Source organism: Caulobacter sp. AP07 (genome assembly GCF_000281955.1).
Taxonomy (GTDB): domain Bacteria; phylum Pseudomonadota; class Alphaproteobacteria; order Caulobacterales; family Caulobacteraceae; genus Caulobacter.
In genome coordinates this window covers 1-25,692 of record NZ_AKKF01000204.1, presented here as the reverse complement: position 1 = coordinate 25,692, position 25,692 = coordinate 1, and the positions used below count along the sequence as shown (strand labels likewise).

At 71.1% G+C, this 25,692-nt stretch carries 17 protein-coding genes and 1 tRNA gene; 4 read left to right on the top strand and 14 right to left on the bottom strand.

Annotation, left to right across the window (positions count from 1 at the left end; translation table 11 throughout):
- From PMI01_RS18210 to PMI01_RS18190, 5 genes are all read right to left on the bottom strand, one after another.
- The coding region (locus PMI01_RS18210) for a TolC family protein (protein WP_007672241.1) at positions 1 to 793 on the bottom strand (793 nt) is incomplete at its 3' end.
- Positions 790 to 1,698: an efflux RND transporter periplasmic adaptor subunit gene (locus PMI01_RS18205; protein ID WP_007672231.1), complete on the bottom strand. Its 909-nt coding sequence runs from the start codon at positions 1,696 to 1,698 to the stop codon at positions 790 to 792. The genes PMI01_RS18205 and PMI01_RS18210, both read right to left, overlap by 4 nt.
- 2 nt (positions 1,699 to 1,700) lie before the next feature.
- Entirely contained in the window at positions 1,701 to 1,910 is a 210-nt protein-coding gene (locus PMI01_RS18200; RefSeq protein ID WP_007672228.1) for a DUF1656 domain-containing protein, read from the bottom strand.
- Positions 1,907 to 3,934: an FUSC family protein gene (locus PMI01_RS18195; protein ID WP_007672225.1), complete on the bottom strand. Its 2,028-nt coding sequence runs from the start codon at positions 3,932 to 3,934 to the stop codon at positions 1,907 to 1,909. The genes PMI01_RS18200 and PMI01_RS18195 overlap by 4 nt, the downstream gene beginning before the upstream one ends.
- Before the next feature lie 10 nt (positions 3,935 to 3,944).
- Positions 3,945 to 4,409 (bottom strand): MarR family winged helix-turn-helix transcriptional regulator, encoded by a 465-nt coding sequence (locus PMI01_RS18190; protein WP_007672222.1) that lies wholly within the window; start codon positions 4,407 to 4,409, stop codon positions 3,945 to 3,947.
- 158 nt (positions 4,410 to 4,567) lie between these two features.
- Between PMI01_RS18190 and PMI01_RS18185 the strand changes: the two genes are divergently transcribed.
- On the top strand, positions 4,568 to 7,603 hold the full coding sequence (locus PMI01_RS18185) for a DUF2339 domain-containing protein (protein WP_007672220.1): 3,036 nt from the start codon (positions 4,568 to 4,570) through the stop codon (positions 7,601 to 7,603).
- Positions 7,600 to 8,616 carry an SMP-30/gluconolactonase/LRE family protein gene (locus PMI01_RS18180; RefSeq protein ID WP_007672217.1) on the top strand — a complete coding sequence of 339 codons (1,017 nt, stop codon included), beginning with the start codon at positions 7,600 to 7,602 and terminating at the stop codon, positions 8,614 to 8,616. Before PMI01_RS18185 ends, PMI01_RS18180 begins: the two co-directional genes overlap by 4 nt.
- Before the next feature lie 188 nt (positions 8,617 to 8,804).
- Here the strand turns inward: PMI01_RS18180 and PMI01_RS18175 are convergent, their stop codons facing one another.
- From PMI01_RS18175 to PMI01_RS18145, 7 genes are all read right to left on the bottom strand, one after another.
- Complete coding sequence (locus PMI01_RS18175) at positions 8,805 to 10,853, bottom strand: glycoside hydrolase family 97 protein (protein ID WP_007672214.1); 2,049 nt, start codon at positions 10,851 to 10,853, stop codon at positions 8,805 to 8,807.
- Between the two features lie 131 nt (positions 10,854 to 10,984).
- A complete protein-coding gene (locus PMI01_RS18170) occupies positions 10,985 to 11,710 on the bottom strand; it encodes a DUF6445 family protein (RefSeq protein WP_007672212.1) in 726 nt (241 codons plus the stop codon).
- Complete coding sequence (locus PMI01_RS18165) at positions 11,707 to 12,777, bottom strand: cupin-like domain-containing protein (RefSeq protein WP_007672209.1); 1,071 nt, start codon at positions 12,775 to 12,777, stop codon at positions 11,707 to 11,709. Before PMI01_RS18165 ends, PMI01_RS18170 begins: the two co-directional genes overlap by 4 nt.
- Positions 12,767 to 14,281 (bottom strand): tryptophan 7-halogenase, encoded by a 1,515-nt coding sequence (locus PMI01_RS18160; protein ID WP_007672207.1) that lies wholly within the window; start codon positions 14,279 to 14,281, stop codon positions 12,767 to 12,769. Before PMI01_RS18160 ends, PMI01_RS18165 begins: the two co-directional genes overlap by 11 nt.
- Positions 14,281 to 15,846 carry a tryptophan halogenase family protein gene (locus PMI01_RS18155; RefSeq protein ID WP_007672206.1) on the bottom strand — a complete coding sequence of 522 codons (1,566 nt, stop codon included), beginning with the start codon at positions 15,844 to 15,846 and terminating at the stop codon, positions 14,281 to 14,283. Before PMI01_RS18155 ends, PMI01_RS18160 begins: the two co-directional genes overlap by 1 nt.
- Positions 15,847 to 15,901: 55 nt before the next feature.
- A complete protein-coding gene (locus PMI01_RS18150) occupies positions 15,902 to 19,288 on the bottom strand; it encodes a TonB-dependent receptor (RefSeq protein ID WP_007672203.1) in 3,387 nt (1,128 codons plus the stop codon).
- Between the two features lie 590 nt (positions 19,289 to 19,878).
- Positions 19,879 to 21,345, bottom strand: coding sequence for an MFS transporter (locus PMI01_RS18145; protein WP_007672200.1), 1,467 nt, complete (start codon positions 21,343 to 21,345; stop codon positions 19,879 to 19,881).
- 147 nt (positions 21,346 to 21,492) lie between these two features.
- On the opposite strand from PMI01_RS18145, the gene PMI01_RS18140 reads away from it, so the two are divergent.
- Entirely contained in the window at positions 21,493 to 22,506 is a 1,014-nt protein-coding gene (locus tag PMI01_RS18140; RefSeq protein ID WP_007672197.1) for a LacI family DNA-binding transcriptional regulator, read from the top strand.
- A 38-nt stretch (positions 22,507 to 22,544) separates the two neighbouring features.
- Here PMI01_RS18140 and PMI01_RS18135 read toward each other — a convergent pair whose 3' ends face one another.
- Both PMI01_RS18135 and PMI01_RS18130 read right to left on the bottom strand, forming a co-directional pair.
- Complete coding sequence (locus tag PMI01_RS18135) at positions 22,545 to 23,453, bottom strand: hypothetical protein (RefSeq protein ID WP_007672187.1); 909 nt, start codon at positions 23,451 to 23,453, stop codon at positions 22,545 to 22,547.
- 183 nt (positions 23,454 to 23,636) lie between these two features.
- Positions 23,637 to 23,713, bottom strand: a tRNA-Arg gene (locus tag PMI01_RS18130).
- A gap of 216 nt (positions 23,714 to 23,929) precedes the next feature.
- On the opposite strand from PMI01_RS18130, the gene ggt reads away from it, so the two are divergent.
- A complete protein-coding gene (gene ggt / locus PMI01_RS18125; protein ID WP_007672184.1) occupies positions 23,930 to 25,651 on the top strand; it encodes a gamma-glutamyltransferase in 1,722 nt (573 codons plus the stop codon).
- Positions 25,652 to 25,692: the final 41 nt, after the last annotated feature.

The window sequence follows — 25,692 nt, the reverse complement described above, 5'->3', positions numbered from 1 at the left end:
ACTCGGCGGGCGTCCTGCCGGTCAGGCTCGCCAAGCGATAGAGCGCCGCGCGGCGGCGGCTCTCGAAGGTCGGCAGGGCGGCGCGCGACAGGTCCAGCTGGGCGCGGGCCCGGGTGGTGTCCAGGCTGGTCCCGCGCCCGGCGGCGACCAGCTTCTGGGTGACGACCAGCGACCGGGCCTGCAGCTCGACGCTGTGCTGGGCCACCGCCAGTTCGTGGCCGCTGGCGCAGGCCTCGACATAGGCCCGAGCGACGTCGGCCGCAACGCTGACCCGCGCCAGGTCCAGGGCCGCCTGGCTGGCGTCAGCGTCGGCGTGGGCGGCCTCGGCGGCGCGCCGGATCCGGCCGACGAGGTCGACCTGGTAGGAGACCTTGACCCCCACGTCGGCCAGGTTCTCGACCGGCAGGGGCTCGGGCAGCAGGAACTGCTCGCCGGACTCCCGGGCGTGCATGGCGGCGGCGGACGCCCCGACCGAGAAGCCGCCGGCGTCGTCGGCCTCGGCCGACACGGCGTGGGCCCGGGCCAGGTTGGCGGCGGCGATCCGCAGGTCGGTGTTTGCGGTCAGGGCCTCCTGGACCAGGCCGTCCAGCACCGGGTCATCATAGAGCTTCCACCAGCCCTCGGGCACGGGGGCCTGGCTGACGGCGGGGGTCCGGCTCTCGATGAACGCGCCCTGGGCGGTCGGGGCGTTCAGCTTGGCGACTTCGGGAACCTGGTAGTCCGGCCCCACGGCGGCGCAGGCGCTGAGCGCCAGCAGCGAGGCGGCGGCCGCCAGGGCGCGCAGGCCGCTCATCGGCCCGTCCCCGTCGGCAGGCCCTTTCGGTCGACGCCCAGCACCGCCACCGTCGCCGTGCGGCCGGCGATCATCCGCAGGTCGGCCGGGGCCTGGTCCAGGGCGATGCGCACCGGCACCCGCTGGGCCAGGCGCACCCAGCTGAAGGTCGGGTTGACGTTGGGCAGCAGGTTGGCCCCGGCCACGCGGTCGCGGTCCTCGATGCCGGCGGCGATCGACTGGATGTGGCCGCGCAGGGCGCCCGGCTCGCCCATCACCCGCACGCTGACCGGCATGCCGATCTTCAGGCCCGACAGCTTGGTTTCCTCGAAATAGCCCTCGACCCGGAACGAGCGGGAATCGATCAGGGCCAGCACCGGCTTGCCGGCGGTGACATAGTCGCCGGTGCGCAGGGTCAGGTCCGACAGGAAGCCGTCGGTCGGGGCGTAGACCACCGTGCGTTTCAGGTTCAGGTCCGCCACGTCGCGGGCCGCCAGGGCCTGGGCCAGGGCGGCGTCGGCCTGCTCGACCTTGGCCGCCGTCTGCTCGGTGGCTTCGGCCGCCACCAGCTCGCCCAGGGCCCGGTTGCGGACCAGCTCGCGCCGCGCCTGGGCCAGGGCGGCGCGCTGGGCGGCGACATTGGCCTCGGCCTGGCGCAGGGCCAGGGCGTAGCGCTCGCGGTCGACGTGGAACAACGGCTGGCCGGCCTTGACGGTCTGGTCGTTGGTCGCCTCGACCCGGGTCACCAGGCCCGAGACGTCGGGGGCCACCTGCACCACGTCGGCCCGCACCCGGCCGTCGCGGGTCCACGGGTCGACCTGGTAGTGGGTCCACAGGGCGCGGCCGCCGACCAGGGCGGCGGCCACCACGGCGGCGGTGACGGCGAAGCGGCCGAGGGTCGGCAGGAGGGTTTTCAGCGGGGGCATGGTCAGAGGTCTAACGGCAGGGGGACCGCGATCACCGCGGCCCAGAGGATGACGAACAGGGCGGTGTCGAACAGCGCCGGATGCCAGACGAAGCGGTAGGCCCCGGCCCAGGACAGCAGCCGCCGCAGCACGAAGGCGGCGGCCAGAGCGATCAGGGCCGAGACCAGGACGGACGACAGCAGGACGCCGTCGAGATTGACCTCACCGATCATCGGGCGGGCTCCGGAGCGAGGGACAGGTCCGGCGCGGGGGCGTCGGGGAACAGGTTGCGGCGCAGGCCGACCAGGCCGGCGACGCCCCAGGGCGAGTGGGGGGCGGCCGAGCGCGAGGCGGCCTCGCGCAGGGCGGTGTCCAGCCGGGCCAGCAGGTCCGGGGTCGGCGGCGCCCCGCGCCCCGTGGCCAGGGCCGAGAAGTGGTCGCCGACCCCGTCCAGCACGGCGTCGATCCTCGCCTGGCCGCCGCGCGACAGGTCGGGCCGCGCCGCCTGGATGGCGACCAGGTTCATGCCGACCCGCAGGTCGCGCAGGGCGTCGACGCCGGTCAGGTCGTCACGGGGCCCGGCCATGGCCAGCTTGGGCGTCAACAGGCCCAGGCGATCGACCAGCACGGCGGCGAAGGCGGCCGGGTCGGGGGCGGCGCGCGATCGGGCCAGCCGGGCCAGGCCTTTCCAGGTCCGCCCCAGCAGGCGGCGGGCGCTGGCGTCGGCGCCCATCGAGCGCATGCCGGCGGTGACCATGATGGCGATCAGCAGCCCGACGAACTGGCCCAGATTGCCGTTCAGGAAGCTGGCGAAGTCGGCGCTGAAGCTCTCCTGCAGGGCCAGGGCGTTGCAGAAGCCCATGATCACCGCCAGGGCCGCGCCCATGGTCCTGGGGTCGGGGATGTAGAGGCCCAGGATCAGCAGCGGCGCGGCCATGGCCACGACCAGCAGCGGAAAGCCGTCGAGGGCCGGCAGCACGGCGAACATGTAGAGGGCCGCCAGCGGCAGCGAGACCAGCGAGAACAGGCCGAAGTTCTTGATGGCCGGGACCGGGTCGTCCAGGGCCGCGAAGAAGCAGCAGAACACCGCCGCCATGATCGGCGCGGCGGCCCCGTCGCCCCAGCCGAAGCCGATCCAGGCCAGGCACGACAGCAGGATGGCCACAGTCGCCGCCCCGCCCGACAGCAGGGCCAGCGGGAAGTCGCTGTGCATCCTGCGGCGGGCGCCGGTCGCGGCGGCTTCGAGCGCCTGCGACAGCGGCGCGTCGGGGTCGCGCAGCCGCGCCATCAGGGCATGGGCCTCGTTGAGGGCGCTGACCGCCTGGGCCAGGCGCACCAGCAGGCTTTCGATCAGCAGGGCCCGCCAGCCGGCGTCGCGGCGGGCCTCGGCCAGGGCTTCCAGGCGTTCGACCAGGGCCAGGCCGGGCTCGCGCGGCGCCCCGGCCTCGATCCAGGCGACGACCTCATCGAGCGCCGCGCGGGCCTTGGCGTCACGCACCTCGCGCAGCGCCGCCATGCGGTCCGACAGGCCCGACAGCAGCGGGATCAGCAGCGTCATGCGGTCGTGGAAGGCGCGCACCGCGCCGGTGGTCTCGCGCAGCCGCGAGGTGTCGAACGGCAGGTGGACGGCCAGCAGGCGGATCTCGCTGGCGGCGGCGGCCAGGTGGCGGCGGTCGCGGGCGATGGCTTGCTCGTCCGACCCCCTCAGCAGGTCCAGCGCCCAGCGGTCGGCCTCGCCCAGCCAGGCGGCCAGCCGCCCTTGCAGCATCGCGCCGACCGGGCGCGGGAACACCAGGCTGTGGACCAGGGTGGCGCAGAGGATGCCCAGGCCGATCTCGATGACCCGCGACACGGCGATCTCGAAGACGCCGCCCGGCTGGCTGACGGCCGGAAAGCCGATGATCGCGGCGGTGTAGCCGGCCAGCATCAGCACATAGCTGCGCGGCGTGCGGTCCAGCAGCGAGATCGTCAGGCAGCCGCCGACCCACAGGGCCATGGCCAGGCACAGCAGCACCGGGGCGTTGACCAGGTTGGGGACCATGGCCACGGCGGCGGTCGCGCCCAGCAGGGTGCCCAGCAGCCGGTAGACGGCCTTGGAGCGCACGGCCCCGGCCAGCGGCTGGCTGACGATGTAGGCGGTGGTCATCGCCCAGTACGGCCGGGGCAGGCCGAGGGCGAAACCGACATAGAGGGCGAGCATGGCCGCCGCGAAACTGTTCAGCGAGAACAGCAGCGTCCAGCGATCGAACTTGGGCATGGCGGGCGCGTCAGCCCTCCTGGCCAGCGGCGGCGGCTTCCAGCGCCGCCTCGAAGATCGCGAAGGTCCGCACGGTCGCCGCCAGGTCCGCGTCGCCGACCCCGGCCAGCAGCCGCGCGCGCACCTCCTGGACGGCGTCCTCGACCACGGCCGCCAGGGCCTGGCCTTCGGGCGTCAGGTGCAGGGTCTTGGCGCGTCGATCCTTGGGGTCGTCACGCCGCTCGACCAGGCCGGCGGCGCAGACCTGGTCGAGGATGCGGACCAGGGACGGCCCCTCCACCCCCAGTTCCTCGGCCAGGACGCCCTGGCGCATGCCGCCGCCGGCCCGGGCGATCTGCAGCACGGGCATGGCGCGGGCGTCCGACAGGCCATGCTCGGCCAGGGCGCGATCGATCTCGCGCCGGTAGATCCGCGCCAGGCGCAGCAGCCCGCCGGCGAAGGCGCGCTCGTCGAGGGTTCGGGGATCGTGGAGCATGGTTCGACGAGTCGCCTAAATAGGTAGCTTGCTATCTTTTTTTAGATAGTATCCTACCTAGATCGCCGCAAGCCCGTTTCACGCAACGTCTGGACGGGCCTCGGCGGAATGTTGCACAACTTCGGCGTGACGGGCGTGGACGCCGTCGGGGGCGCTGCTTGACCTGGCTTTGCATTATCGCCCTGGCGGTCTGGATCTTCCTTCAGGACCGGCGGTTGAAGGCCCTGGAGGCCAGGCTTCGCGACCAGCCGAGCGCTCCGCCCGTGGTCCGCGCGCCCGGTCCGGCGCCGGTCCTCCCTTCCGCGCCCGTCGAACCGCGGTCGGACCCCGTCAAGCCGACCGTCCTGGCCTATGCGCCCGCCTTCGTCGCGGAGACGGCGCCCGCCGCGTCCATCAGCCAACCCCAAGCCCCGCCCGCGCCGCCGCGACCGCCACCGCTCTCCGCACCGCCCCTCACCTGGGCCGCGGCCTCGACCTGGCTGGCCGAGAACGGTCTGGCCTGGCTGGGCGGCGTCGGTCTGGCGCTGGGCGGCCTGCTGCTGGTGGTCTACGCCGCCCAGCGCGGGGTGTTCACCCCGCCGTTCCGCATCGTCGCCGCCGCCATCCTCGGCCTGGCCATGGTCGCCGCCAGCGAGTGGATCCGCCGCCAGAACAACGCGCCCGGTGGCCGCCACGCCCTGGCCGCCGCCGTGGCCGCCGGAGCCGGGGCGGTCACCCTCTATGGCGCGGTGTGGGCCGCCCATGTGCTGTACGGCCTGATCCCCCTGCCCGTGGCGGCGGGGCTGGCCGTGGCCGTCTCGGCCGGCCTGCTGGGCCTGGCGCTGCTGCACGGCGAGGCCCTGGCCCTGCTGGCGCTGTTCGGCGCGTTCCTGGCTCCGGCCCTGTCGCGCCACGGCGCCTGGCCGCCCCTGGTCGAGGAAGGCTATGTGGCCCTGCTGGCCGTCACCGGTTCGGCGGTCGTCGCCCTGCGGCGCTGGGCGCGGGCGGGCGTCGTGACCCTGGCCGGGCTGATGGCCTGGATCCTGGTGGCCCTGGTCGCCGTCCGAGGCTCGAGCGTGTCCGTCCTGCTGGTCCTGGCCCTGGCGGGGCCGGTCGCGGCCGTGCTGTGGCGACGGCGGATCGACGGCGCGCCCCCGACCCGGGACCTCTTCGCGCGCCTGCCGGCCATCGCCCTGGTCACGGTCAGCGTCGGGGCCTTCGGCCTGTGGCTGGCCGAGAGCGGGGAAGCCAACCAGCCGGTGACCGCCGCGCTGCTCGGCGGCCTGCTGATCGTCGCGGGCGCCGCGATGACCGTCCCGCGCCTGGCGCCGCCGCCCGCCTTCGCCGCCCCGGTGGTCGCCGCCATCCTGGGGCTGCTGTTCATCCTGACCTCCCGGCGGTTCGTCGAGGATTCGCCCCTGGTCCTGACCCTGCAGGTGCTGGGCCTGACCGGCGTGATGGCCGGCGCGGCCCTCGCCGCCGCCCTGCGCGGTCCGCCCGGAAACCGAACCCCTCTGCTGGCCGTCGGCGCGGTGGGCGCGGCCGTGCTCGCCACCCTGGCCTGGCCGGCCCTCGACCGCCTGCCCGGCGAGCGGGGCGGCCTGATCGCCGGCCTGACCGCGCTGCTGCTGGCGGCCGGCGCGATCCCGCTGGCCCGGCGCGTCGAGGACCCGCGCCGCGACCCCGGTCTCGGCCTATGGGTCGCGGCCGCCGCCGAACTGGCCTTCCTGACCGTCCACGCCACGGTCGCCGACCCCTTCGAGCCCGCGGCCATGGGCCTGGCCGCCCTGGCCCTGGCGGCGGTCGCCAACCGCCTGGCCTGGCGCGGCCTGGCCGCCACGGCGACGGCCGGCGCCGTGGCCACCCTGGCCGTGATGCTGCGGCCCGGCTTCGTCGCCGACGCCACGAGCGGCCAGATCGCCCTGCCCCTGCTGGCCCTGGTCACGGCGCTCGCCGCCGGCGCCCTGCTGGCCGCCGCGCGGATCGTCGGCGGCAAGCTGGTCCCGCACCGCACCGAGGCCGAGGCCCTGTCGACCGGCGCCCTGCTGGCCCTGCTGGCCGGGCTGTTCCTGATGCTGCACGCCGCCCTGGCGATCGGCCATCCCGCCGGCCACGGCCAGGCCCTGCTGGAGGCCTCGCTGCGCACCGCCCTGATCCTGGCCGCCGGCCTGCTGCTGGCGGTGCGCGGCCGTCCCGATGACGGCCCCATTGCTCGGTGGCGGCTGATCGTGGTCGCCAGCCTGGGCGCCCTGCACGGCCTGGTCACCGGCGGCCTGGTGCTGAACCCCTGGTGGGGCATGGGCCATCTGGCCGGCGGCCCGCCGCTGCTCAACGACCTGCTGCTGACCTTCCTGGCCCCCGCCCTGCTGCTGGGCGCGATCGCCTACCGGCGCCCCGACGCCCGCGACCGCTGGAGCCGGGGCTGGACGGTCGCCGCCGCCGTCTTCGCCCTGCTGTGGGCCGTGACCGCCACGCGCCACGCCTTCCACGGCGCGGTCATGGACGTCGCCGCCGTCGGCCGGGCCGAGGCCTGCGCCTATGCGGTGATCGGCCTGCTGACCGCCCGGGCCTTCCGGATGCGCCGCCTGGACGCCACCCGGGCGGCCTGGCTGTACGCCGCCGCTCCCGCCGTGGGCTGGACGGCGCTGGCCGCCGCGCTGCTGGTGTTCGGCTGGCTGGCCAGCCCGTGGTGGGGCCCTTCCGAGGCGCCGATGGCCTCGTCCTGGCATGTGGCCCTGGTCCTGGCCCTCTACGCGGCCGGGGCCGGGGCGGCCGCCAGCCTGCGCCGGGGCGGCGTGGCCTTCGCCCGCGTCGCCCTGTGCGTGGCGGTCGGCGTGCTGTTCGCCTTCGTCACCCTGCTGGTCCGCTGGACCTTCCACGGGGCGGACATGCGCCACGGCCTGGATCGCGGCGGGCTGGAGACCTGGACCTTCTCGGCGGTGTGGGCGGCGTTCGGCCTGGTGGTGCTGTTCCGGGCCTCGTCCCGCAAGGACGTCGCCCTGCGCTGGCTGGGCCTGGTCGTGCTGCTGGTCACCGCCGCCAAGGTGCTGCTGTTCGACATGGCCACCCTGGACGGCGTGGTCCGCGCCGCCTCGTTCCTGGCGGTCGGCGCGCTGTTCATCGCCGGGGCCCTGGTGGTACGCCGCCTGAACGCCAGCCCCCCGAACGCCAACCCCAAGACTTCCTCCGACGCCGACAGGACCACCGCCCCGTGACGCACCCCACCACCCTCACCCGCCGCGCCGCCGCCATGCTGCTGGGCGGTTTCGGCGCCGCCGCCGCTTCATCCGCCTTGGCCGCGACCCCGTCCTATCCCGTGGTCGGCAAGGTCGAGCGACTGGACCCGGCGCTCGACGCCCTGATCGACGCCGACGCGCCGGTCGAGCAGGTGCTGGGCGGCTTCACCTGGAGCGAGGGCCCGGTCTGGGTCGGCGGCACCGACGGTTTCCTGCTGGTCTCCGACGTGCCGGCCAACAAGATCATGCGCTGGTCGCCGTCACGCGGCGGCGAGGTCTGGCTGGCGCCGTCGGGCTATGCCGGGCCCGAGACGAACAGCCTGCGCGAGGCCGGATCGAACGGCCTGATCCTGGCGCGCAGCGGCCTGGTGGTCGGCGACAGCGGCAACCGCTGCGTCTCGCGCATCGACCTGAAGACCCGGAAGAAGACCGTCCTGGCCGCCAACTTCGAGGGCAAGCGCCTCAACAGCCCCAACGACCTGGTCCTGGCCCGCGACGGCGCGATCTATTTCACCGATCCGCCCTGGGGCCTGAAGGGCGACTGGGCCTCGCCCTACCGCCAGACCGACTATTCCGGCGTCTACCGCCTGGGGACGGACAACGCCCTGACCCTGATCGACAGGACCATCGAGCCCAACGGCATCGGCCTGTCGCCGGACGGCCGCACGCTGTACGCCACCGACCGCAAGTCCGGCTGGGTGGCCTGGGACCTGGACGCCCGGGGCCGCCCGACCGCGCGCCGGCAGTTCGTCGACCGCGCCGCCAGCGGCATCAAGGGCGGCGACGGCCTGAAGGTCGACCGGGCCGGCAACCTCTGGGCCTCCAGCCAGGACGGGATTTCGATCTTCACCCCGGCCGGCCAGCGGATCGGGATCATCCGGGCCGACGCGGTGATCTCCAACTGCGAGCTGGCCGCCGACGGCCACCTCTACATGTCGTCCAATCACCGCGTGCTGCGGGTGAAGGTGAAGGCGCGGAAGCTGGCGGGGTGAGCGGCCCTCCCGTTGTCATCCCGGCCCCTCGGGTCGCGCGAAGCGCGCGCCCAAGGGTAAACTCCGCGAAGCGAAGAGCCGGGACCCAGGGCCACCGCATTGCGCCGGCCCCTGGGTCCCGGACAGCCTCTGCGAGGCTTCCGGGATGACAACGGTTTGGGTGGTCGCTAGCGCCACTACCGAGCCCCCTAGTCCAAGACCCTGAACCGCACGGCCGCCCCGCCGCCGGGGGCCATGTCGAGGTCCAGGCTGTCCTGGCTGGTCACCACCTTGCGGACGGTTTCCAGGGCATGCGGGTTGGTCCGGTAGTCGGCGCCGGGGCCGTCGCGGTAGATCTGGGCCTCGTAGCGCTTGCCCGGCGCCAGGAAGGTCAGGGGCTGGGTCAGCTTGCGGGCCGTCTCGTCGGTCAGGGCGCCCAGGAACCAGTCCTGGCCGCCGCGCGGCTGGCGGGCCACGACGATGTAGTCGCCGATCTCGCCCTGCAACGTCCTGGACGTCTCCCAGTCGGTGGGCACGTCGCGGATGAACTGGAAGGCGTCGGGCCGCGCCTCGTAGTTCTCCGGCAGATCGGCGGCCATCTGGATCGGGCTGTAGAGCACCACATAGAGCGCCAGCTGGACCGCCAGGGTCGACTGGCCGCGCCGGGCCAGCTCGGCCTTGCCGTGGACCACGTCGAAGATCCCCGGCGTGAAGTCCATCGGGCCTGCCAGCATGCGGGTGAACGGCAGGATCACCGTGTGCTCGGGCGGGTTGGTGGGGTTGCCCCAGGCGTTGAACTCCTGGCCCCGCGCGCCCTCGCGGCTGAGCATGTTGGGCCAGGTGCGGCGCAGGCCGGTGTCCTTGACCGGTTCGTGGGCGTCGATCGAGACGTGATGCCGGGCGGCCACCTCGGCGACCTTGAGGTTGTGGCGCACCATGTACTGGCCGGCGAACCACTGCCGGCCGCCGTCCTGGTCGAGGATCGTGCCGCTGTGGCGCACATAGCCGGTCTTGACCTGCGCGATGCCGACGCTCTCGTACAGCGCCATGGCGTCTTCCAGCTGGGCCTCGTAATTGACCACCGCCCCGGCCGTCTCGTTGTGGCCGATCAACCTGACGCCCTTGGACTTGCCGTAGTCGGTGATCGCCTTGAGGTCGAAGTCGGGATAGGCCTTGGTGAAGCTGAACTTGTCGCCGTTGGCGATCCAGTCGCCGTCCCAGCCCTGGTTCCAGCCTTCCACCAGCACGCCGTCGAAGCCGTACTTGGCGGCGAAGTCCATGTAGTGCTTGGTGTTGGCGGTGGTGGCGCCGTGCTTGGGACCACTGCCCCAGGTCGACTTCTCCAGGTGCATCTCCCACCAGACGCCGACGTACTTGCCCGGCTTGATCCAGGCGGTGTCGGCGATCTTGCTGGGTTCGTTGAGATTGAGCTCGAGACGGCTGTCGGCCAGGGCCCCGGCCGTCTCGCCGATCAGCACGGTGCGCCAGGGCGTGGTGAAGGGACCGGTCTTCCTGGCCAGGGTCCCGTCGGGCCAGGGCATCAGCCAGGCCTTCAGCCCGCCCGCCCCGTCGCCGGCCAGCAGCATGCTGGGATAGTCGACCAGCGCCGCCTCGTGGAACGACAGGTAGAGGCCGCCCCCTCCTTCCTTGGGCGCATCCGTGCGCTTCAGGGTCAGGGGGGTCTCGGCCAGGGTGACGCGGCGGGCGTCGGTCTGCTTGTAGAGGTACTCGTCGCGCTCCTGGCCCAGGCCCTCGTACCACCAGGCGTCATAGGCCCCGACGGGGCGGAACTCGGTGTGCTCGTCGGTGACCGCCACCGCCTGGCCGGCCGGGATGGCGTCATAGGCGTAGCGGAAGCCCAGGCCGTCGTCGAACAGCCGGAAGGTCACGTCGAAGCGCTTGTTCAGGGCGGTGTCGCCGGCCAGCGAGACGGTCAGGTCGGCGTGGTGGTCGCGGATCACCCGCTGCTCGCCCCACGGCTGCTCCCAGCGGCTGTCGGACGCGTCGCGCCGGGCGGCGGTGATGGCGGTGATCCGCGCCGCCGGCTCGCCCGCGAACGACAGGCCCAGGGCCGAGGGGGCCAGCACCGGCTTGCCTTGGCGACTGACCTCGTAGAAGGCCTGGCCGCCTTTCGTGAACACGCAGACCTCGATGACCTTGCCGGGCGACTGCGCGCATTCGCGTTCCGCGGCGTGGGCCGTGTGAGCGATCGCCGGCGTGGTCAGGGCGGCGAACAGGGCGAGGGTTCGGAACGTCATCGAACGATCTCTTTCATCAGAAAAATAAGGCGTCTCGGCTCCGCAGGCCAGAACCGAGACGCAGGGGGAGGACTTGCGTCGCCGGTCCCGCGCGGGACGACGACCGAAGGCTTGAACAGACCCGCTGGGGCTCATCCGGACCGCACCGCCTCGATGAAGCCGTTGGCGGTCAGGCGGCCCCGGGCCGGATCGGCGTCGCCGGGGTCCGGGCCCAGGAGCGCCGAGTGCAGGACGTGGCCGCGATAGAGGATCAGCCGGTTGAAGACCATCTCGGCCTGGCCGATCAGTTCGTAGTGGGCCATGTCCCGGCCGGCATAGGTCGCGGGCCCCGCCCCGGCCTGGGCCAGCTCAGCCTGGGCGGCGGCGACATAGGCGGCATGGCGCGTCCCGTCGACGGACTCGAACCCCGTGGCCCGATGGCGGAAGAAGCCGGTGCCGCCGTGCGCGCCGCGGCACAGGTAGTGGACCATGGCCAGGCGGCCGGGGTCGGGCGCGTCGTGGTGAGGGATCTTCTGGATCGGCTCGGCGTCCCGGGCCCGCGTCGTCGCCAGGGCGAAGAAGCCGAAATAGTTCAGATAGACCTCGCGCGACAGGCCGAAGGCGGCCTCGATCGGACCGCGCAGCGCCGTGACCACCGTGCGGTAGTACGACTCCGGCAGGGGCGCGTTGAGGCCCGGATAGTGGGTGTGGCGGGGCGCGTAGAAATCGGCCGAGCGGGCGGCGTCGATCATCGCCTGGGGATCGTCCAGCACGTCGTCGACGACCAGCAGCGGCTGCTGCTCCTCGCCGATCCGCCGCAGCTGGACCTGGATCGCCGGGCCCAGCCGCAGCGGCGCGATCGCGGTGACGGCGGTCATGGCGGCGACCTCAGATAGGTCATCTTCAGCTGGTGCTTCAGGGCGGCGCGCGCCGACGGGCTCATCGTCCCCAGCGCGCCGCGCAGGCCCGGCGGGATATGCGCCGTCGCCTCGCCCGGGTCGCCGAACACGTAGGCGTCGAACATCGCCTTCCAGTAGCTCCGCTCGCCCTCGGGCAGGTCCTTCAGGGCCAGCAGGGCGGTCAGGAAGACGTCGTTGGCGCGCTCCAGCCCGGTGGCCGTGTCGCCCCACCAGTAGTTGACCATCACGTTGTAGGGGTCGCGCGAGGTGACGTGGTGCCACCAGTATTTGGGCAGGAACAGCGCGTCGCCCGGCCCCAGCTCGGCGACCTGGGCGGCGGCGAAGGCCTGGCGGTACCTGGGGAACCGGACCAGGTCCGGCGCCTCCGGATCGACCAGCGACAGCGGCGGCGGGTTGTCGAGCGGGCCGACATAGAGGGCGCCGACCTGCTCTGGCGGGAACAGCAGGAAGCGCCGGCGACCGGCGACCACGCAGGCCAGGTTGTGGTCGCGGTCGTTGTGGGTCTGGGTCCGCAGCGGGCCGCCGACCCACAGGCGCGGCATCACCCCCGGCAGCAGCGGCAGCGCGTTCTGGCGCACGAACTCCGGCAGGTGGCTGGCCAGGGGCAGCATCTGGATGGCGACGAACGGCGCCGTGGGGTCGCCCATCAGCCGCTCGATGCGCTCCAGCGTCTCGGTGATCCCGTCCTGGCGCTTGGAGAAGGCGAATTCGCGCAGGTCGGGGCCGTAGCCGAACCGGCCGCCGCTGCTGGCCGGCGCCTCCATGACCGGGGCCTGGGCGCCGATATCCATGGCCTTGAGATAGGCGTTCAGCCGCGCGGCCGACTCTCGCCCGGCCGCCACGGCGGGCCAGGCGTCCAGCAGGCCCTTGAGCACCACCGGCCGCTCGGTCCGGACGATGGCCTCGAACTCGTGGGCCAGGGGCGCGGACCGCGCCGCCACCCTTGGCAAGGCGTCGAGGGACAGGACGTCGCCGCGCACCGCGACGCCGGGGTCCGCCTCGGGTGGGATGACCTCACCGTCCATGGGCGCCGTCGCCCTGGCAGACGCTTTCCAGATAGAGGTCGTGGGTCGGCTGCTTGAGCACCTGGTCCTTGACGAAGCCGAGGATGCGCCGGAACTCGCTCTTCATCAGGTCCGGCGCGGTGCGGTCGATCATCGGCGCGTGGGTTTCGGGCCTCAGGCCATGGCCCGTGAACAGCGCGCGCCAGCTGTCGGTCGGGAAGGTCTCGTGCTCGAAGGGCGGCATTTCGCCCCGCGCCTGGAAGGTCTCGATCTGGTGCGCCAGCTCGGGCGAGACCGCCGCCGCCCGCGCCTGGGTCCAGAAGGCCGAGGCTCCATAGCGGTTGAGCACGTAGTGGGCCGACTGGAAGTCGCGGACGCGCTCGAAGGTCAGGCGCATGACGTCGTTGTATTCGGTGCGCTCGACGCCGGCGTCGCCGCCGGCCGGGAACAGCGAGAGCAGATGCACCAGCCCCAGTTGCACGGCCTGCAGGTCGACGCCGTGGACGGGATCGAAGGCGCAGGCCGCCTCGCCGATGGCCACGCAGTTGCGCTCCCAGGCGGCGAGGCGCCGGCCGGGGTCCAGGGTCCGGACCACCGCCTCGCCCAGGCCCAGGCCAGCGACTTCGGCGGCGGCCTGAAGGGCTTCGTCGTCGCCGCACGTCGCGCTGGAATAGGCCTGGACGACATGGGTCCGCGCCTGGCTGGGATAGAGGCCGACCCAGCCCCCAGCCCAGGCCCGGACCTCGGCATAGGGCGGGATCGCGGCGAACCGCGGGCCGCTGGCCGTCAGCAGGCGGTCGGCCGGGAAATAGGGCCGCCAGTTTTCGCGCGCCACGCCCAAGGCCCCGCCGATCAGCCGGCCCTCGCGTCCCGTGGCGTCGATGAACAGCTGGCCCTCGACCCGGCGGCCCTCGTCCAGCGCCAGGGCCAGGATGTCGCCGGTGTCGGGGTCGAGCACCGCCTCGGCGACGACCGCCTGGTGCGCCGCGACGCCCTGGCGCGACGCCAGCGTCTTGAGCCGCGCCGCATAGGCCAGGGCCGGCAGGTGGTAGCCGTAGTCGGTCCGCCCGTAGGCCTCGGTGGCCTCGTCGGGCAGCAGGATGCGGCCGTGCCTGGCCGCGACCGCCGTCAGGGAGAAGTCCTCCAGCGCCACGCCCAGCCCCAGGCCCCGCGCCTTCAGCCAGAAGGGGAAGAAGTCCTTGCCGTCGATCGGCGCGCCGTAGGAACCGTGGGCGTGGAAGAGGGCCGGGGCCGCGCCCGAGACGTCGGTGAAGTTCTGTCCCAACGAGAAGCCGCCGCCGGTCGCCCGCAGCAGGGCGGATTCGTCGAGCCGCAGCATGTTGTGCAGGGCTTCCTGGGCCGGCAGAGTCGCGTGGACGTCGCCGGCGGTCAGCAGGCTGGGCAGCTCCACGGCCTGGACCGTGACGCCGGCCGCTCCCAGCGCGGCCTGGACGACGCTGGCGGCCAGCCACAGCGGGGCGTCGCGTCCGACCACCACCACTCGGTTCACGGGGGCGGCGCGCATCAGACCGCCGCCGACGCGAGCGCCGCCTCGTCGACCGCGCCGGGCGCGTAGCGGGCGATGAAGTCGCCGTGCGACGCCATGGCCTGGACGTTGGCGTCGATCCGCGCCTTCAGGTCGCGCATCCGGGTTTCCAGCTCCCCCAGGTCGAGGCCGTCGGCCAGGCGGTCATAGCCGCGCGGGGTGATCCCCTGGCCGACCAGCACCGACAGCCAGCTGTCGCGGGAGAACAGGCCGTACTTGTATTCCGGCGCCCAGGCGCGGGCCTCGAACAGGGCGATCCGGCGGGCCAGGCTGTCGGGGATGGTCATGTCGCGCACATGGTCCCACAGCGGCTCGCCGTGACGCTGGTTGGCCCGGTAGTGCAGGATCAGGAAGTCGCGGATGCGCTCGTACTGCATCTCCGACAGCCGGTTGAATTCCTTGGCCAGGCGGCCGTCCATCCGGTCGCCCTCGCCCGGCGTGGGCATCAGGTTGACCAGGTCGATGACGGCGGCCTGGATCAGGTGGATGCTGGTCGATTCCAGCGGCTCCAGGAAACCGCTGGCCAGACCCAGACCGACGACGTTGCCGCTCCAGGTCTTGACCCGCCGGCCGGCCTTGAAGCGCAGCAGCTTGGGCTCGGCCAGGGCCTTGCCGTCCAGTTGGGCCAGCAGGGTGTCGCGCGCCCGATCCTCGTCGATGAAGTCGCTCGCGAACACATAACCGTTGCCGGTGCGGTGTTGCAGCGGGATTCGCCAGATCCAGCCGCCGGTCTGGGCGGTCGAGCGGGTGTAGGGCGTCAGCGCCCCGACCCGTTCGGACGGCACGGCCAGCGCCCGGTCGCAGGGCAGCCACTTGGCCCAGTCGTCCCAGCCCACCCCCATCTCGCCGCCCAGCAGCAGCGACCGGAAGCCGGTGCAGTCGACGAACAGGTCGCCGGCGATCCGCGCGCCGGACTTCAGGGTCAGGGCTTCGAGGTGGCCCGACTCCGCGTCGCGGGCGACCTCCTGGACCATCCCCTCGATCCGCGTCACGCCCCGTTCCGTCGCCCAGCCGCGCAGGAACCTGGCATAGAGGCTGGCGTCGAAATGGTAGGCGTAGGCGTAGGTCGAGCGGATCGACTTCCGGTCCTCGTTGGGAAACTCGAAGGCGTTCGCGCGGCAGGCGGCCACCGCGTAGGAATAGTCCTGCAGCGAGGCCGGCGCCTGGCCCGCCAGCTGGGCGCGCACCCAGTGATGCTGGAAATCGACCCCGCCCCAGGGTTCGCCGAACACCCCGAACGGATGGATGTAGCGGTCGCCCCGCTGGCCCCAGTCGCGAAACTCGATGCCCAGCTTGAAGGCCCCCTGGGTGGCGCCCAGGAACCGCGCCTCGTCGATCCCCAGCAGGTCGTTGAAGGTCTTGATGTGCGGCAGGGTGGCCTCGCCGACCCCGACGGTGGCGATGTCGTCGGACTCGATCAGGGTGATGGCGTAGGCGGCGGGGTCCAGCAGCCGGGCCAGACCGGCCGCGCACATCCAGCCGGCCGTGCCGCCACCGACGATCACGACCTTCAAAGCGGCGGGTTTGGGCGGGTTCATCTGCATGATGCTCAGGTCCGGAGCGGACGCCGTCGCGGAACCCCGCGACGGCGTCGCCGGGCTAGTACTTGAAGCGGATGCCGAGCTGCACGCGGCGATCGTTCTTGATCCACGCCGAGTCGATCTTCACCGGCTTGGCCCCCGGCGTCAGGTCGGAGTCGCCGAACACCTGCTGCTGGAACACCGTCTTGGTGTCGAGGAGGTTGGAGCCGTCCAGCGACACCTCGATGTTCTCGTTCACCGAGTAGCGGATCGAGCCGTCGAGGAAGCCCGTTCCCTTCTGGTACATCGGCAGGCCGATACAGCAGTCGAGGTTGTTGGTCAGGAACGACGAGCGCCAGCTGTAGGCCAGGCGCATGGCGATCGGACCCTTCTCGTAGAGACCGATCAGGTTGTAGGAGTCGTCGGAAATCCCGGCCAGGCGGTGCGAGTCGATGACCGAGCCGTTGACCTGCAGGCCGCCGCCGAAGGCGACGGTGCCGCCGGCCGCATAACCCGGCTGGGTGGCCAGGTTCGAGTTACTGATCCCCGACTGCTTGGTGTGGGTGTAGTTGGCCTGCATGCCCAGACCGCTCCACAGACCCGGCAGGAAGTCGAAGAAGGTCTGGTAGGCGACCTCGAAGCCCTTCAGGTCGCCGCCGCCCTCGCCGTTGCGCGGGCCGCGAACCAGGACGTTCTTGGTCACGCCGTTGTTGGTGAAGGAGCGCAGGAACTCGCCATAGGCGATGCTGCCGTTCAGTTTCTTGTAGAAGACGTCGAAGCTGAACGAGCTGCTGTCGCTGAAATAGTGCTCGTAGGTGATGTCGAACTGGTCGGCGGTGATCGGCTTGAGCGCCCCGAAGCCGGAGTCCGCGTTGAACTGGAAGTTATAGCCCTTGACGTTGGACGCCACGTGCGGGGCGTTCGGATCGGTCCAGATCACATAGGGCGAGTCCGGCGTGACGTTGATGGCCGGGGGCTGGACGGCGACGAAGTTGCGCAGCAGGCCGAAGTCAGGACGCGACATGGCGCGCGACGCCGCGAACCGGATGAACTGCTTGTCGGTCAGGCCGAACCGCACGTTGAAGCTGGGCAACCAGTTGTCGTGCTGGCCGCTGAAGTCGTTGTCCGTGCCGCCGCCCTGGCTGAAGGCCAGCAGGTCCGGCGTCAGCCAGCACGACACGTTGGTGACGCTATTCCCCGACAGCGGCGTGTTGCAGGGAGTCGCCACGGCGGTCGCGTACCAGGTGTTGGTCGGGAAGGCGACGCCGCCCGAACTGGTGGTTTCGGTCCGCACGAAGCGCAGGCCGACATTGCCCTGGACGGTCACGCCGTTGAAGATCGTCTTGTCGGGGCCGCCGAACCGCAGCATGGCGTAGGCGGCCTTGGTCTTCTCCCGCACGTCCACCAGTTCGGGATCGATGAAGCAGCCCTCGGTGTTGGTCGTCCGCTCGCAGAGCGGCGTCCAGGCCATCGGCGAGTTGGTGGTCTTGCCGCTCAGCGCCTTGATCAGCCCATCCTTGTCGGCCAGCGTGGCCTCGCTCAGGAACACCAGCTCGTTGTTCGGGAACACCTTGCCGTCGTAGAAATCGCCCAGGCTGGCGGTCGTCCAGATGCCGGCGCCATAGCCCTTGAAGTCGGCGCGTGCGCCGCAGTTTCCGCCGGTCGGATAGGGGGCCGGCGTGGTGTTGTCGATGTTGAAGCCCGGGCCGTTGCAGTTCCAGGGCGCGGCCACCGGCGACCAGTTGTAGGTCGAGTAGCGGACGTGCTGCTTGCGGTCGGCGTAGCGCACCCCGACCTTCAGCGAATTCAGCCAGCCGCCGTTGGCGAACTCGTACTCGCCGTCGGCGCGCAGGGCCAGTTCGGTGGCGTCGTTGTCCTCGTAGTGGTCCTGGATGAACGGGATCCAATAGTTGTGTGGGTTGGACAGGAAGCCCGGCGCGTAGTTGACGTTCGAGCCCGGCTGCAGGGTGATCTTCGGCGTGCCGTGGCTGTCGGTCTGGTACTGGGCGTCGGCCATGGTGCGGTTGGCGACCAGGATGTCGTAGTTGTTGGTCTCGGCGTCGATGTACTGGACGTCGAAACTGGTCTTCAGCCGGTCGGTGACGTCCCACTGCAGGTTGGCCGAGAAGTCGCGCGTGCCTTCGGAGTGGTCGAAGTTGCGGGCCTGGTTCTCGATATAGAGGCCTTCGCGCTGGGTGGCGCAGGCCGAACCGGCCCCGCAGTAGTTGACGAAGGGCAGGCCAGGCACGGCCGAGCCGCGGTTGATGTTGTCCTGGGTGCTGCCGCCCCAGTCGCCGGTCGGCTGGGTCAGGATGCCCGAGGTCAGCATGCCGTTCGGGCCGAAGGTGAAGGCCGGCGAGCCCTGGGCCGGGGCGATGAACGCCGTGGTCTGCGGCGAATAGGCCGGCGCCGCCCACAGGCCGAACAGGCCGACATTGACGCTGCGCTCGAGCCAGGCGTTCCTGTACTTGGAGTCGTTGTACTGGGCCTTGAAGCGGACGCTCGCGTCGTTGTTCTCGTACTGGAAGGCCAGGGCCGTGCCCTTGCGCACCCGGTCGTACTTGACCTGCGAGAAGTTGACCTGGTCGGGCATGTACTTCCAGCCCGCGCCGCCATAGGGCGAGGTCGTGCAGGGGATCGTGCCGTCCGCGCCGATGATGGCCTTGCCGCCGGCGGTGTTGTTGCCGGCCGAACAGAACGTGCCGATGCGCTGCATCACCACGCCTTCGGTCTGGGTCAGGACGTGCGAATAGGCGTAGTCGGCCATCAGGCCGATGCGGCCGAAGTCGGTGTCCCAGGTCTTGCTGATGATGCCGGAATATTCGTAGGTGACCTTGTCGGAGCGGTCGCCGTAATTGGCCTTGCCGGTCAGCGAGATGACCTGGCCCTTGCTGTCGAACGGCAGGCGGGTGCGCAGGTTGACCGTGCCGGCGATGCCGCCCTCGATCATCTCGGCCGTCTGGTTCTTGTAAGCGTCGACGCCCGCCATCAGTTCCGGCGAGATGTCGTTGAAGTTCAGGCCGCGCGCGGCGTCGGCCGAGAAGCTGTCACGGCCGTTGAATTCGGTGCGGACCTGGGTCAGGCCGCGGATCAGCACCCCGGCCGGCTCGGCCGAGAAGTGCGAGCTGTCGTCGCTGGACTGCAGGCGCGACACCGTGATGCCGGGCACGCGCTGCAGGGCTTCGGCGACCGACTTGTCGGGGAAAGCGCCGATGTCGGTGGCGGTGATCGAATCGACCACCGTGTCGGCGTTCCTCTTGAGCTGCTGCGACGTCACCAGCGATTGGCGGACGCCGACGACGACGACCTCGTCCACGGTGTTCGAGGCGGTGGAGATCGGCGCGTCCTGGGCGGACGCGGTCTGCGCCCAGGCCGACGCGGTCATCCCCACCGCCGCCAGCGTCGCCAGGGAGACGCTTCCCCGCAACATCGCCTTGCGGCCCTGGCTGAAACTGAACTTCCTCATCGTCTTCTCCCTCATTTTTTTGCCCGCGCCTTGATCACGCGGGTTGATTTTGGTGAGCGGCGACGCCGCCCCTGGTCACGTTCGCGGTTCGGCTTCGCCGCGCCCTTGGCGCGGGCGGAGCCGGAGCTTCCGATTTCGTTGAAGGCCTTAACGTCGTGCGCCGGCGTGAGCGCCTGGGCTGTTCGCCCGCATCGGATCCCCTCCCCCTCTTTCGCGGCGGTTCTTCAGCCGCCGCCGTTCGTTCGGTCTTGCTGACCTCGTCCCCCGACGATGGCCTCAACGCAAATCTTGCGTTGATTTCGTGCGCAACGGCCTCGCCAACAGGGCCAATCCGACTGCGCAACGCATCGACTTGCACAACCTTGCGCTATTTTCCCGCGCACGCAATAGCGTTGTTCTGCCAAATTTCGCTCTGATAGCGCTATTCAGCCGCACTCAAGGCCCGCGTTGCATTTTTGGCACGCTTCACGGTGTCACGAGTTACGCAAGATTTGCGTTGCTGGGAACTTCCGTCGCGCGAGCGTGCAAGTCCTTCTCCGCGACCGTCGGCGGTCCGCTCGGGCGGAGGGCGGAGCCGGCGGTGAGGCCGCTCAGGCCCGGTCGGCGGGGCGGCGGTCGCCCGCGTCGTCTATGGCGAAGGCGCTGAGCGCCGCCAGGGCGAACGCCGCCGCCGCCAGGCCGAGGGCGAAGATCGCCTCACCCTTGAACACGTACTTGACCAGGGGCCCCAGGACCGTGGCGGCCACCAGCTGCGGGATCACCAGGAAGAGGTTATGGATGCCCATATAGACGCCCATCTTGTGCGACGGCGCGGCGCTCGACAGCATCGCATAGGGCGCGGACAGCACGGACGACCAGGCGACGCCGATGCCGACGATGGGGATCCACAGCAGCGCGGGATCGTCGATCAGCACGAACCCCAGGAAGCCCAGCGCGCCCAGCCCCAGGCAGAGCGCGTGGCTGGCGCGCCGCCCGATCCGCGCCGCCAGCGCGGGCAGCATCAGCGCCACCAGGGCCGCCACCCCGTTATAGCCGGCGAACAGCACGCCCACCCAGTCGGCGCCCCGGTTATAGGCCGCCGAGGCGGCGTCCGCCGCGCCGTAGTGGCGCGCCGTGACGGCCGGGGTCGTGTAGATCCACATCGCGAACAGGCCAAACCACGTGAAGAACTGGGTGATCGCCAGCTGCCGCAACACCCGCGGCATGTGCAGGATGTCCTCGACCACCTCCAGCACGCCCAGCGAGACATGGCCCCGCCGCCGCAGCCAGATCGCCGCCAGCTGCGCCGCCCCGAACCCCGCGGCGACCGCGGCCAGCACATAGACCTCCCGCGCCCAATGCCCCAGGGCGGCCAGGACGCCGACCACCAGGCCGCCGAGCACCCACAGCACGCCGCTCTTCAGCAGCACGGCCGCCCCCGCCGGGGTCGGCGCCCTGTGCAGCCGCTCGCCCGGCCGATCGTCGCCGAGGGCTTCCGGCGGATGCTCCCGGGTGGTGAACACGGTCCACATCACGGCGGCCAGCAGGCTGACCCCGCCGACATAGAAGGCCGCGTGCACCGATTTGGGCAGGACGCCCGGCGCGGCCTGTCCCGAAACCCCGAACCAGTGGGTCAGCGCCCACGGCAGCGCCGAGGCGAACACCGCGCCCGCGCCGATGAAGAACACCTGCATGGCGAAGCCGGTGGTGCGCTGCTCTTCCGGCAGGGTGTCGGCGACGAAGGCGCGAAACGGCTCCATCGCCACGTTGATCGAGGCGCTGAGCACCCACAGCATCACGCTGGCGGCCCACACGGTCGAGACGTTGGGCATCAGGAACAGCGCGATCGCCGTCAGGATCGAACCGCTGAAGATGTAGGGCCGCCGACGACCGAGCCGCCCCCAGGTCTTGTCGCTCAGATGGCCGATGATCGGCTGCACCAGGAGGCCGGTGGCCGGCGCGGCGATCCACAGGATCGCCAGCTCGTTGACGTCGGCGCCAAGGGTCTGGAAGATGCGGCTGGTGTTGACGTTCTGCAAACCCCAGACGATCTGGATGCCGAACAAACCGCAACACATGTTCCAGATTTGAGGAAAAGACAGGCGCGTCTTCGTCATATGGCGCCGGCCCGGCGTCGTCCCGCGAAGTCTTGGCGCTTGCCTTGCAAAGGCTTCCTTTCAGTGCATTAAGGTGGACAGCGGCGATTTTCTTACTACTTGGACGAGATGGGCAGCAGTAGCAACAACAGTACCACGTTGGACGACCTGGCGAAGCTGGCCGGCGTTTCGGCGTCGACCGTCTCGCGCGCCCTCAACGACCACCCCTCGATCAGCACCCGCACCAAGCAGCGCATCTGGGCCCTGGCCCGCGAGCGGGACTATCCGTTCCGCCGCTACATGCCGTCGGGGCCGATCGGCTCCGAAGGCTCGATCGCCATCGTCACGCCGCGCACCCATGGCCGCCCGCTGCCGCTGTCCCACCCCTTCTTCCTCGAGCTGTTGGCCAGCATCGGCGAGGCGGCCCGCGACCGCGGCTGCGACTTCACCGTCAGCCACACCGCCCCGGCCAACTACGACGACCTGGTCCTGGCCACCACGACCAGCCGCGCCAACGGCGTGATCTTCCTGGGCCAGAGCACCCTGCACGAGGCCTTCAACCAGCTGGCCGACACCGAGGCGCGCTTCGCCGTCTGGGGCGCGCAGCTGCAAGGCCAGAAATACTGCTCGATCGGTTCCGACAACCTGCTGGGCGGCCGGCGCGCCACGCTGCACCTGGCGCGACTGGGCCGCAAACGCATCGTCTTCCTGGGCGAAACCGACCCCGAGGCCCTGCAACGCCGCGCCGGCTATCTGGAGGCGCTGAAGGAAAGCGGCCTGGAGGTCGACAACGCCCTGATCATCCCGGTCGATTTCGAACTGGAATCGGCCGAGGCGGCGGTCGGGGCCCTGGTGCGGCGCAGGACCCCGTTCGACGGCGTCTTCGCCTCCAGCGACCTGATCGCCCTAGGCGCCATCCGCGCCCTGCGGCGCGCGGGCATGTCGGTGCCCGAGGACGTCTCCGTCGTCGGCTATGACGACATGCTGCTGAGCCGCCTCAGCACCCCGGCGCTCAGCACCATCAAGCAGGACACCTACAAGGCCGGACGCCTGCTGGTGGCCCGCGTCCTCGACGCGGCCGGCGACCACCGCCCCGAGCGCCTGTCCACCGACCTGATCGTCCGCGAATCCTGCGGCGGCTAGACCGGGGACCGGAGCGCGGGGCCGGCCCGACCTCCCGATCAATAGCCCGGTTGCGTCACCGGACATTTGACCCGGCTTGCCGGTTTGATCTCCACCGCCTGCAGGTGATCGTTCAACCGCCAGGCGCTCGCGCGCCTTCGTGTCATCGGCTTGGCGTTTTCCTGACTGGCGATGCTGATCACCACGACATCCTCGAGCTTCCCATCGCTGCATTCGACCTCGAACTCGAGCCCCTGGTCGCCACGGGTCGGGGGAAGCGGAATCTCGACCAGCCCGATCGGCGGCCGGGCCAGGTTCGCGGGAGACAGCGCCTGATAGTCGCTCGTCGTGTCGATGACAAAGGCGGCTTTCGAGAAATGCTCGAGAATGTTGTCGGTCGTTCCCGATTGGACGGGCTTGACCATGACGATCACGGTCTTCCCGGCCATGCCGCCGATATCGAGGCTGGACCAGGTATCGTTCAACTGCCTGCGCGACGGCAGCCCGGCAACCGCGGGCGTCGCCGTCTGCTTGTCGAGCGCCGGCGAGGAGGCGACGGCGGCGCGCGACGCCCCAGCTCCCGCGCCCTGGAGCGCGTATTTGCCATCGAAGGGCACATCGCCCCAGTCGCTGGCGCAGGCCTCCACGTGCAACTGCATGCCGCCGGCCGCGCGCCGCAGTGTCATGCTGCAACGCCCTTCAGCGTAACGCCAGCCGCCGGGCGCGTCCGTCAACACGCCTTCGCCGGAGCCGCTGCGCAGGCTGCCGGGCTTGCCCTTCTGCATCACCTCCAGCGTGAAGCCGCCGTTCCTGCGGATCGTCAACAGGCGCTCGAACGCGCTGTCGCTGGCGTCGTAAACGCCCGCGGGAGGAAAGGGGCTGTATTCCTCCGCCGCGACGTCGGCCGTCGCGCCCAGAATGCTGGCACACAGCAGGCCAAGCGCGACAAGGTGGTTTGATCGTTTCATGGGGAAAGGATGTCTCGCTGGAGAAGGGTCCCGGCGCGCGATACGCGGCCGGAGCTTTCTGGCGAACCCGAAGCGAAGATGCAACCACGTGTTGCAGCTGACCCGAAATCGGAGCTGGCCGAGCACAAGCGGCGGCTCCAACGCACGGTGGAACTGCAACGCTTTCAACGATGTCAGGAAAGATGGCGCGCCCGGAACGATTCGAACGTCCGACCCTCAGATTCGTAGTCTGATGCTCTATCCAGCTGAGCTACGGGCGCGCACTGCCTTTCGGCGAGGCGGGGGAGATAGCCCGTTCACCGGTGGGGCGCAAGCGGGTTTTGATGCAGACGGCGCGAAGTTTGTGGAGAAGGGGCTTGAGGCCTTGACCCGCAAGGCCGCGCTCCCCTTCTGGAGAGTTGGACGACCTTGGCCGTCCGCGTGACCCAAGGCCGCCTGGTCCCCGCGCCCGGCGCCGTTTCGACGGAAGTTCGCCCATGCGCCTGATCGCCCCGCTGCTCCTCGCCCTGCTCGCCGGCTGCGCGCCGTTGGCCGCGGGGTCGCCGGCTCCAGCCATGGCGGCCACGGCCCCGGCCTACGCCCCGCGCGGCATGGTCGCCGCCGCCAATCCGCTGGCGGTCGAGGCGGGCCTGAGGGTGTTGCGGGACGGCGGCTCGGCCGTCGACGCGGCGGTGGCGGTGCAGTCGGTGCTGGGCCTGGTCGAGCCACAGAGCTCGGGGCTGGGCGGCGGCGCGTTCATGACGTTCTATGACGCCAGGACCGGCAAGGTGACGGCCTATGACGGTCGCGAGAAGGCTCCGCAGGCGGCGACGCCGCAGTTGTTCCTGGGGCCCGACGGCAAGCCGCTGAACTTCGTCGCCGCCGTGCTGTCGGGCCGCTCGACCGGCGTGCCCGGCGCGGTGGGCATGCTGGCCCAGGCCCAGAAGGAGCACGGCAAGGCGGCGTGGAGCACGCTGTTCAAGGACGCCGAAAAACTGGCCGACGACGGCTTCACCGTCAGCCCCCGCCTGGCCGGCATGATCAACAACCCTCGCATCCCGCAGGGCCAGGCGCCCGACGCGGTCGCCTATTTCACCAAGCCGAACGGCCAGCGCTACCAGGCCGGCGACACCCTGAAGAACCCGGCCTACGCGGCCACCCTGCGCGGCCTGGCGTCGCAAGGCCCCAGCGCGCTCTACGAGGGCCCGCTGGCCCAGGCCATCGTCGACCGGCTGCGCCAGGGCGACCTGCCCTCCAGCATGACCCTGGCCGACCTCAAGGCCTACAGGCCGCGCTCGGCCGACGCCCTGTGCCGGCCATGGAAGGTCTACACCGTCTGCGTGCCCAACCCGTCGTCCAGCGGCGTGTCGGTGATCCAGGCCCTGCTGATGCTGGAGCACACCGACATCGCCAAGCGCGGCCCCAGCGACCCGATCGCCTGGACCCAGCTGGCCGAGGCCGAGCGGGTGATGTACGCCGACCGCGACCGCTATATCGGCGACCCGTCCTTCGTGAAGGTGCCGGTCGAGGGGCTGCTCGATCCCGCCTATGTGGCGCAGCGCGCCAAGCTGATCGGACAGACGGCCGGCCCGGCGCCGAAGTTCGGCCTGCCCAAGGGCGCGCCGGCCGTCGGCGCCGACAAGACGATGGAACCGGCGGGCACCACCCACATGGTCATCGTCGATCCGGCCGGCAACGTGGTGTCGATGACCACCACGGTCGAGAGCGTGTTCGGCTCGGGCCGGATGGCCGGCGGCTTCTTCCTCAACAACCAGCTGACCGACTTCAACTTCGCGCCCCGGGACGGCGACGGCGCCCCGGCCGCCAACGCCGTGGCCGGCGGCAAGCGGCCGCGCTCGTCGATGGTGCCGATCATCGTGCTCGACAAGGACGGCAAGTTCCTGGCCGCCGTCGGCTCGCCGGGCGGCTCGGCGATCCTGTCCTACAATCTCAAGGCCATGATCGGGGTGTTCGACTGGGGCCTGACCATGCAGCAGGCCATCAATCTGCCCAACATGGTGGCGCGCGGCGACACCTTCTCGGCCGACGTCGAGAAGCTGGGACCGGAGATGACCGCGGCCCTGCAGGCGCGGGGCGTGATGGTCAGGACCGGCCAGAACGAGACCTCGGGCCTGCACGGGGTGATCGTGCGGCCGGGCGGGGTGCTGGAAGGCGGGGCGGATCCGCGGCGCGAGGGCGTGGCGCGGGGGCTGGAATAAGGTTTCGGGCGCTTCTGTTGACCCTCTCCCGGCGGGAGAGG

Excerpts from the sequence above, each read along its gene's own strand:
- PMI01_RS18205 (WP_007672231.1), bottom strand. The coding sequence starts at position 1,698 with ATGCCCCCGCTGAAAACCCTCCTGCCGACCCTCGGCCGCTTCGCCGTC.
- PMI01_RS18200 (WP_007672228.1), bottom strand. The coding sequence starts at position 1,910 with ATGATCGGTGAGGTCAATCTCGACGGCGTCCTGCTGTCGTCCGTCCTG.
- PMI01_RS18195 (WP_007672225.1), bottom strand. The coding sequence starts at position 3,934 with ATGCCCAAGTTCGATCGCTGGACGCTGCTGTTCTCGCTGAACAGTTTC.
- PMI01_RS18190 (WP_007672222.1), bottom strand. The coding sequence starts at position 4,409 with ATGCTCCACGATCCCCGAACCCTCGACGAGCGCGCCTTCGCCGGCGGG.
- PMI01_RS18175 (WP_007672214.1), bottom strand. The coding sequence starts at position 10,853 with ATGACGTTCCGAACCCTCGCCCTGTTCGCCGCCCTGACCACGCCGGCG.
- PMI01_RS18170 (WP_007672212.1), bottom strand. The coding sequence starts at position 11,710 with ATGACCGCCGTCACCGCGATCGCGCCGCTGCGGCTGGGCCCGGCGATC.
- PMI01_RS18165 (WP_007672209.1), bottom strand. The coding sequence starts at position 12,777 with ATGGACGGTGAGGTCATCCCACCCGAGGCGGACCCCGGCGTCGCGGTG.
- PMI01_RS18160 (WP_007672207.1), bottom strand. The coding sequence starts at position 14,281 with ATGCGCGCCGCCCCCGTGAACCGAGTGGTGGTGGTCGGACGCGACGCC.
- PMI01_RS18155 (WP_007672206.1), bottom strand. The coding sequence starts at position 15,846 with ATGCAGATGAACCCGCCCAAACCCGCCGCTTTGAAGGTCGTGATCGTC.
- PMI01_RS18150 (WP_007672203.1), bottom strand. The coding sequence starts at position 19,288 with ATGAGGAAGTTCAGTTTCAGCCAGGGCCGCAAGGCGATGTTGCGGGGA.
- PMI01_RS18145 (WP_007672200.1), bottom strand. The coding sequence starts at position 21,345 with ATGTGTTGCGGTTTGTTCGGCATCCAGATCGTCTGGGGTTTGCAGAAC.
- PMI01_RS18140 (WP_007672197.1), top strand. The coding sequence starts at position 21,493 with ATGGGCAGCAGTAGCAACAACAGTACCACGTTGGACGACCTGGCGAAG.
- PMI01_RS18135 (WP_007672187.1), bottom strand. The coding sequence starts at position 23,453 with ATGAAACGATCAAACCACCTTGTCGCGCTTGGCCTGCTGTGTGCCAGC.
- ggt (WP_007672184.1), top strand. The coding sequence starts at position 23,930 with ATGCGCCTGATCGCCCCGCTGCTCCTCGCCCTGCTCGCCGGCTGCGCG.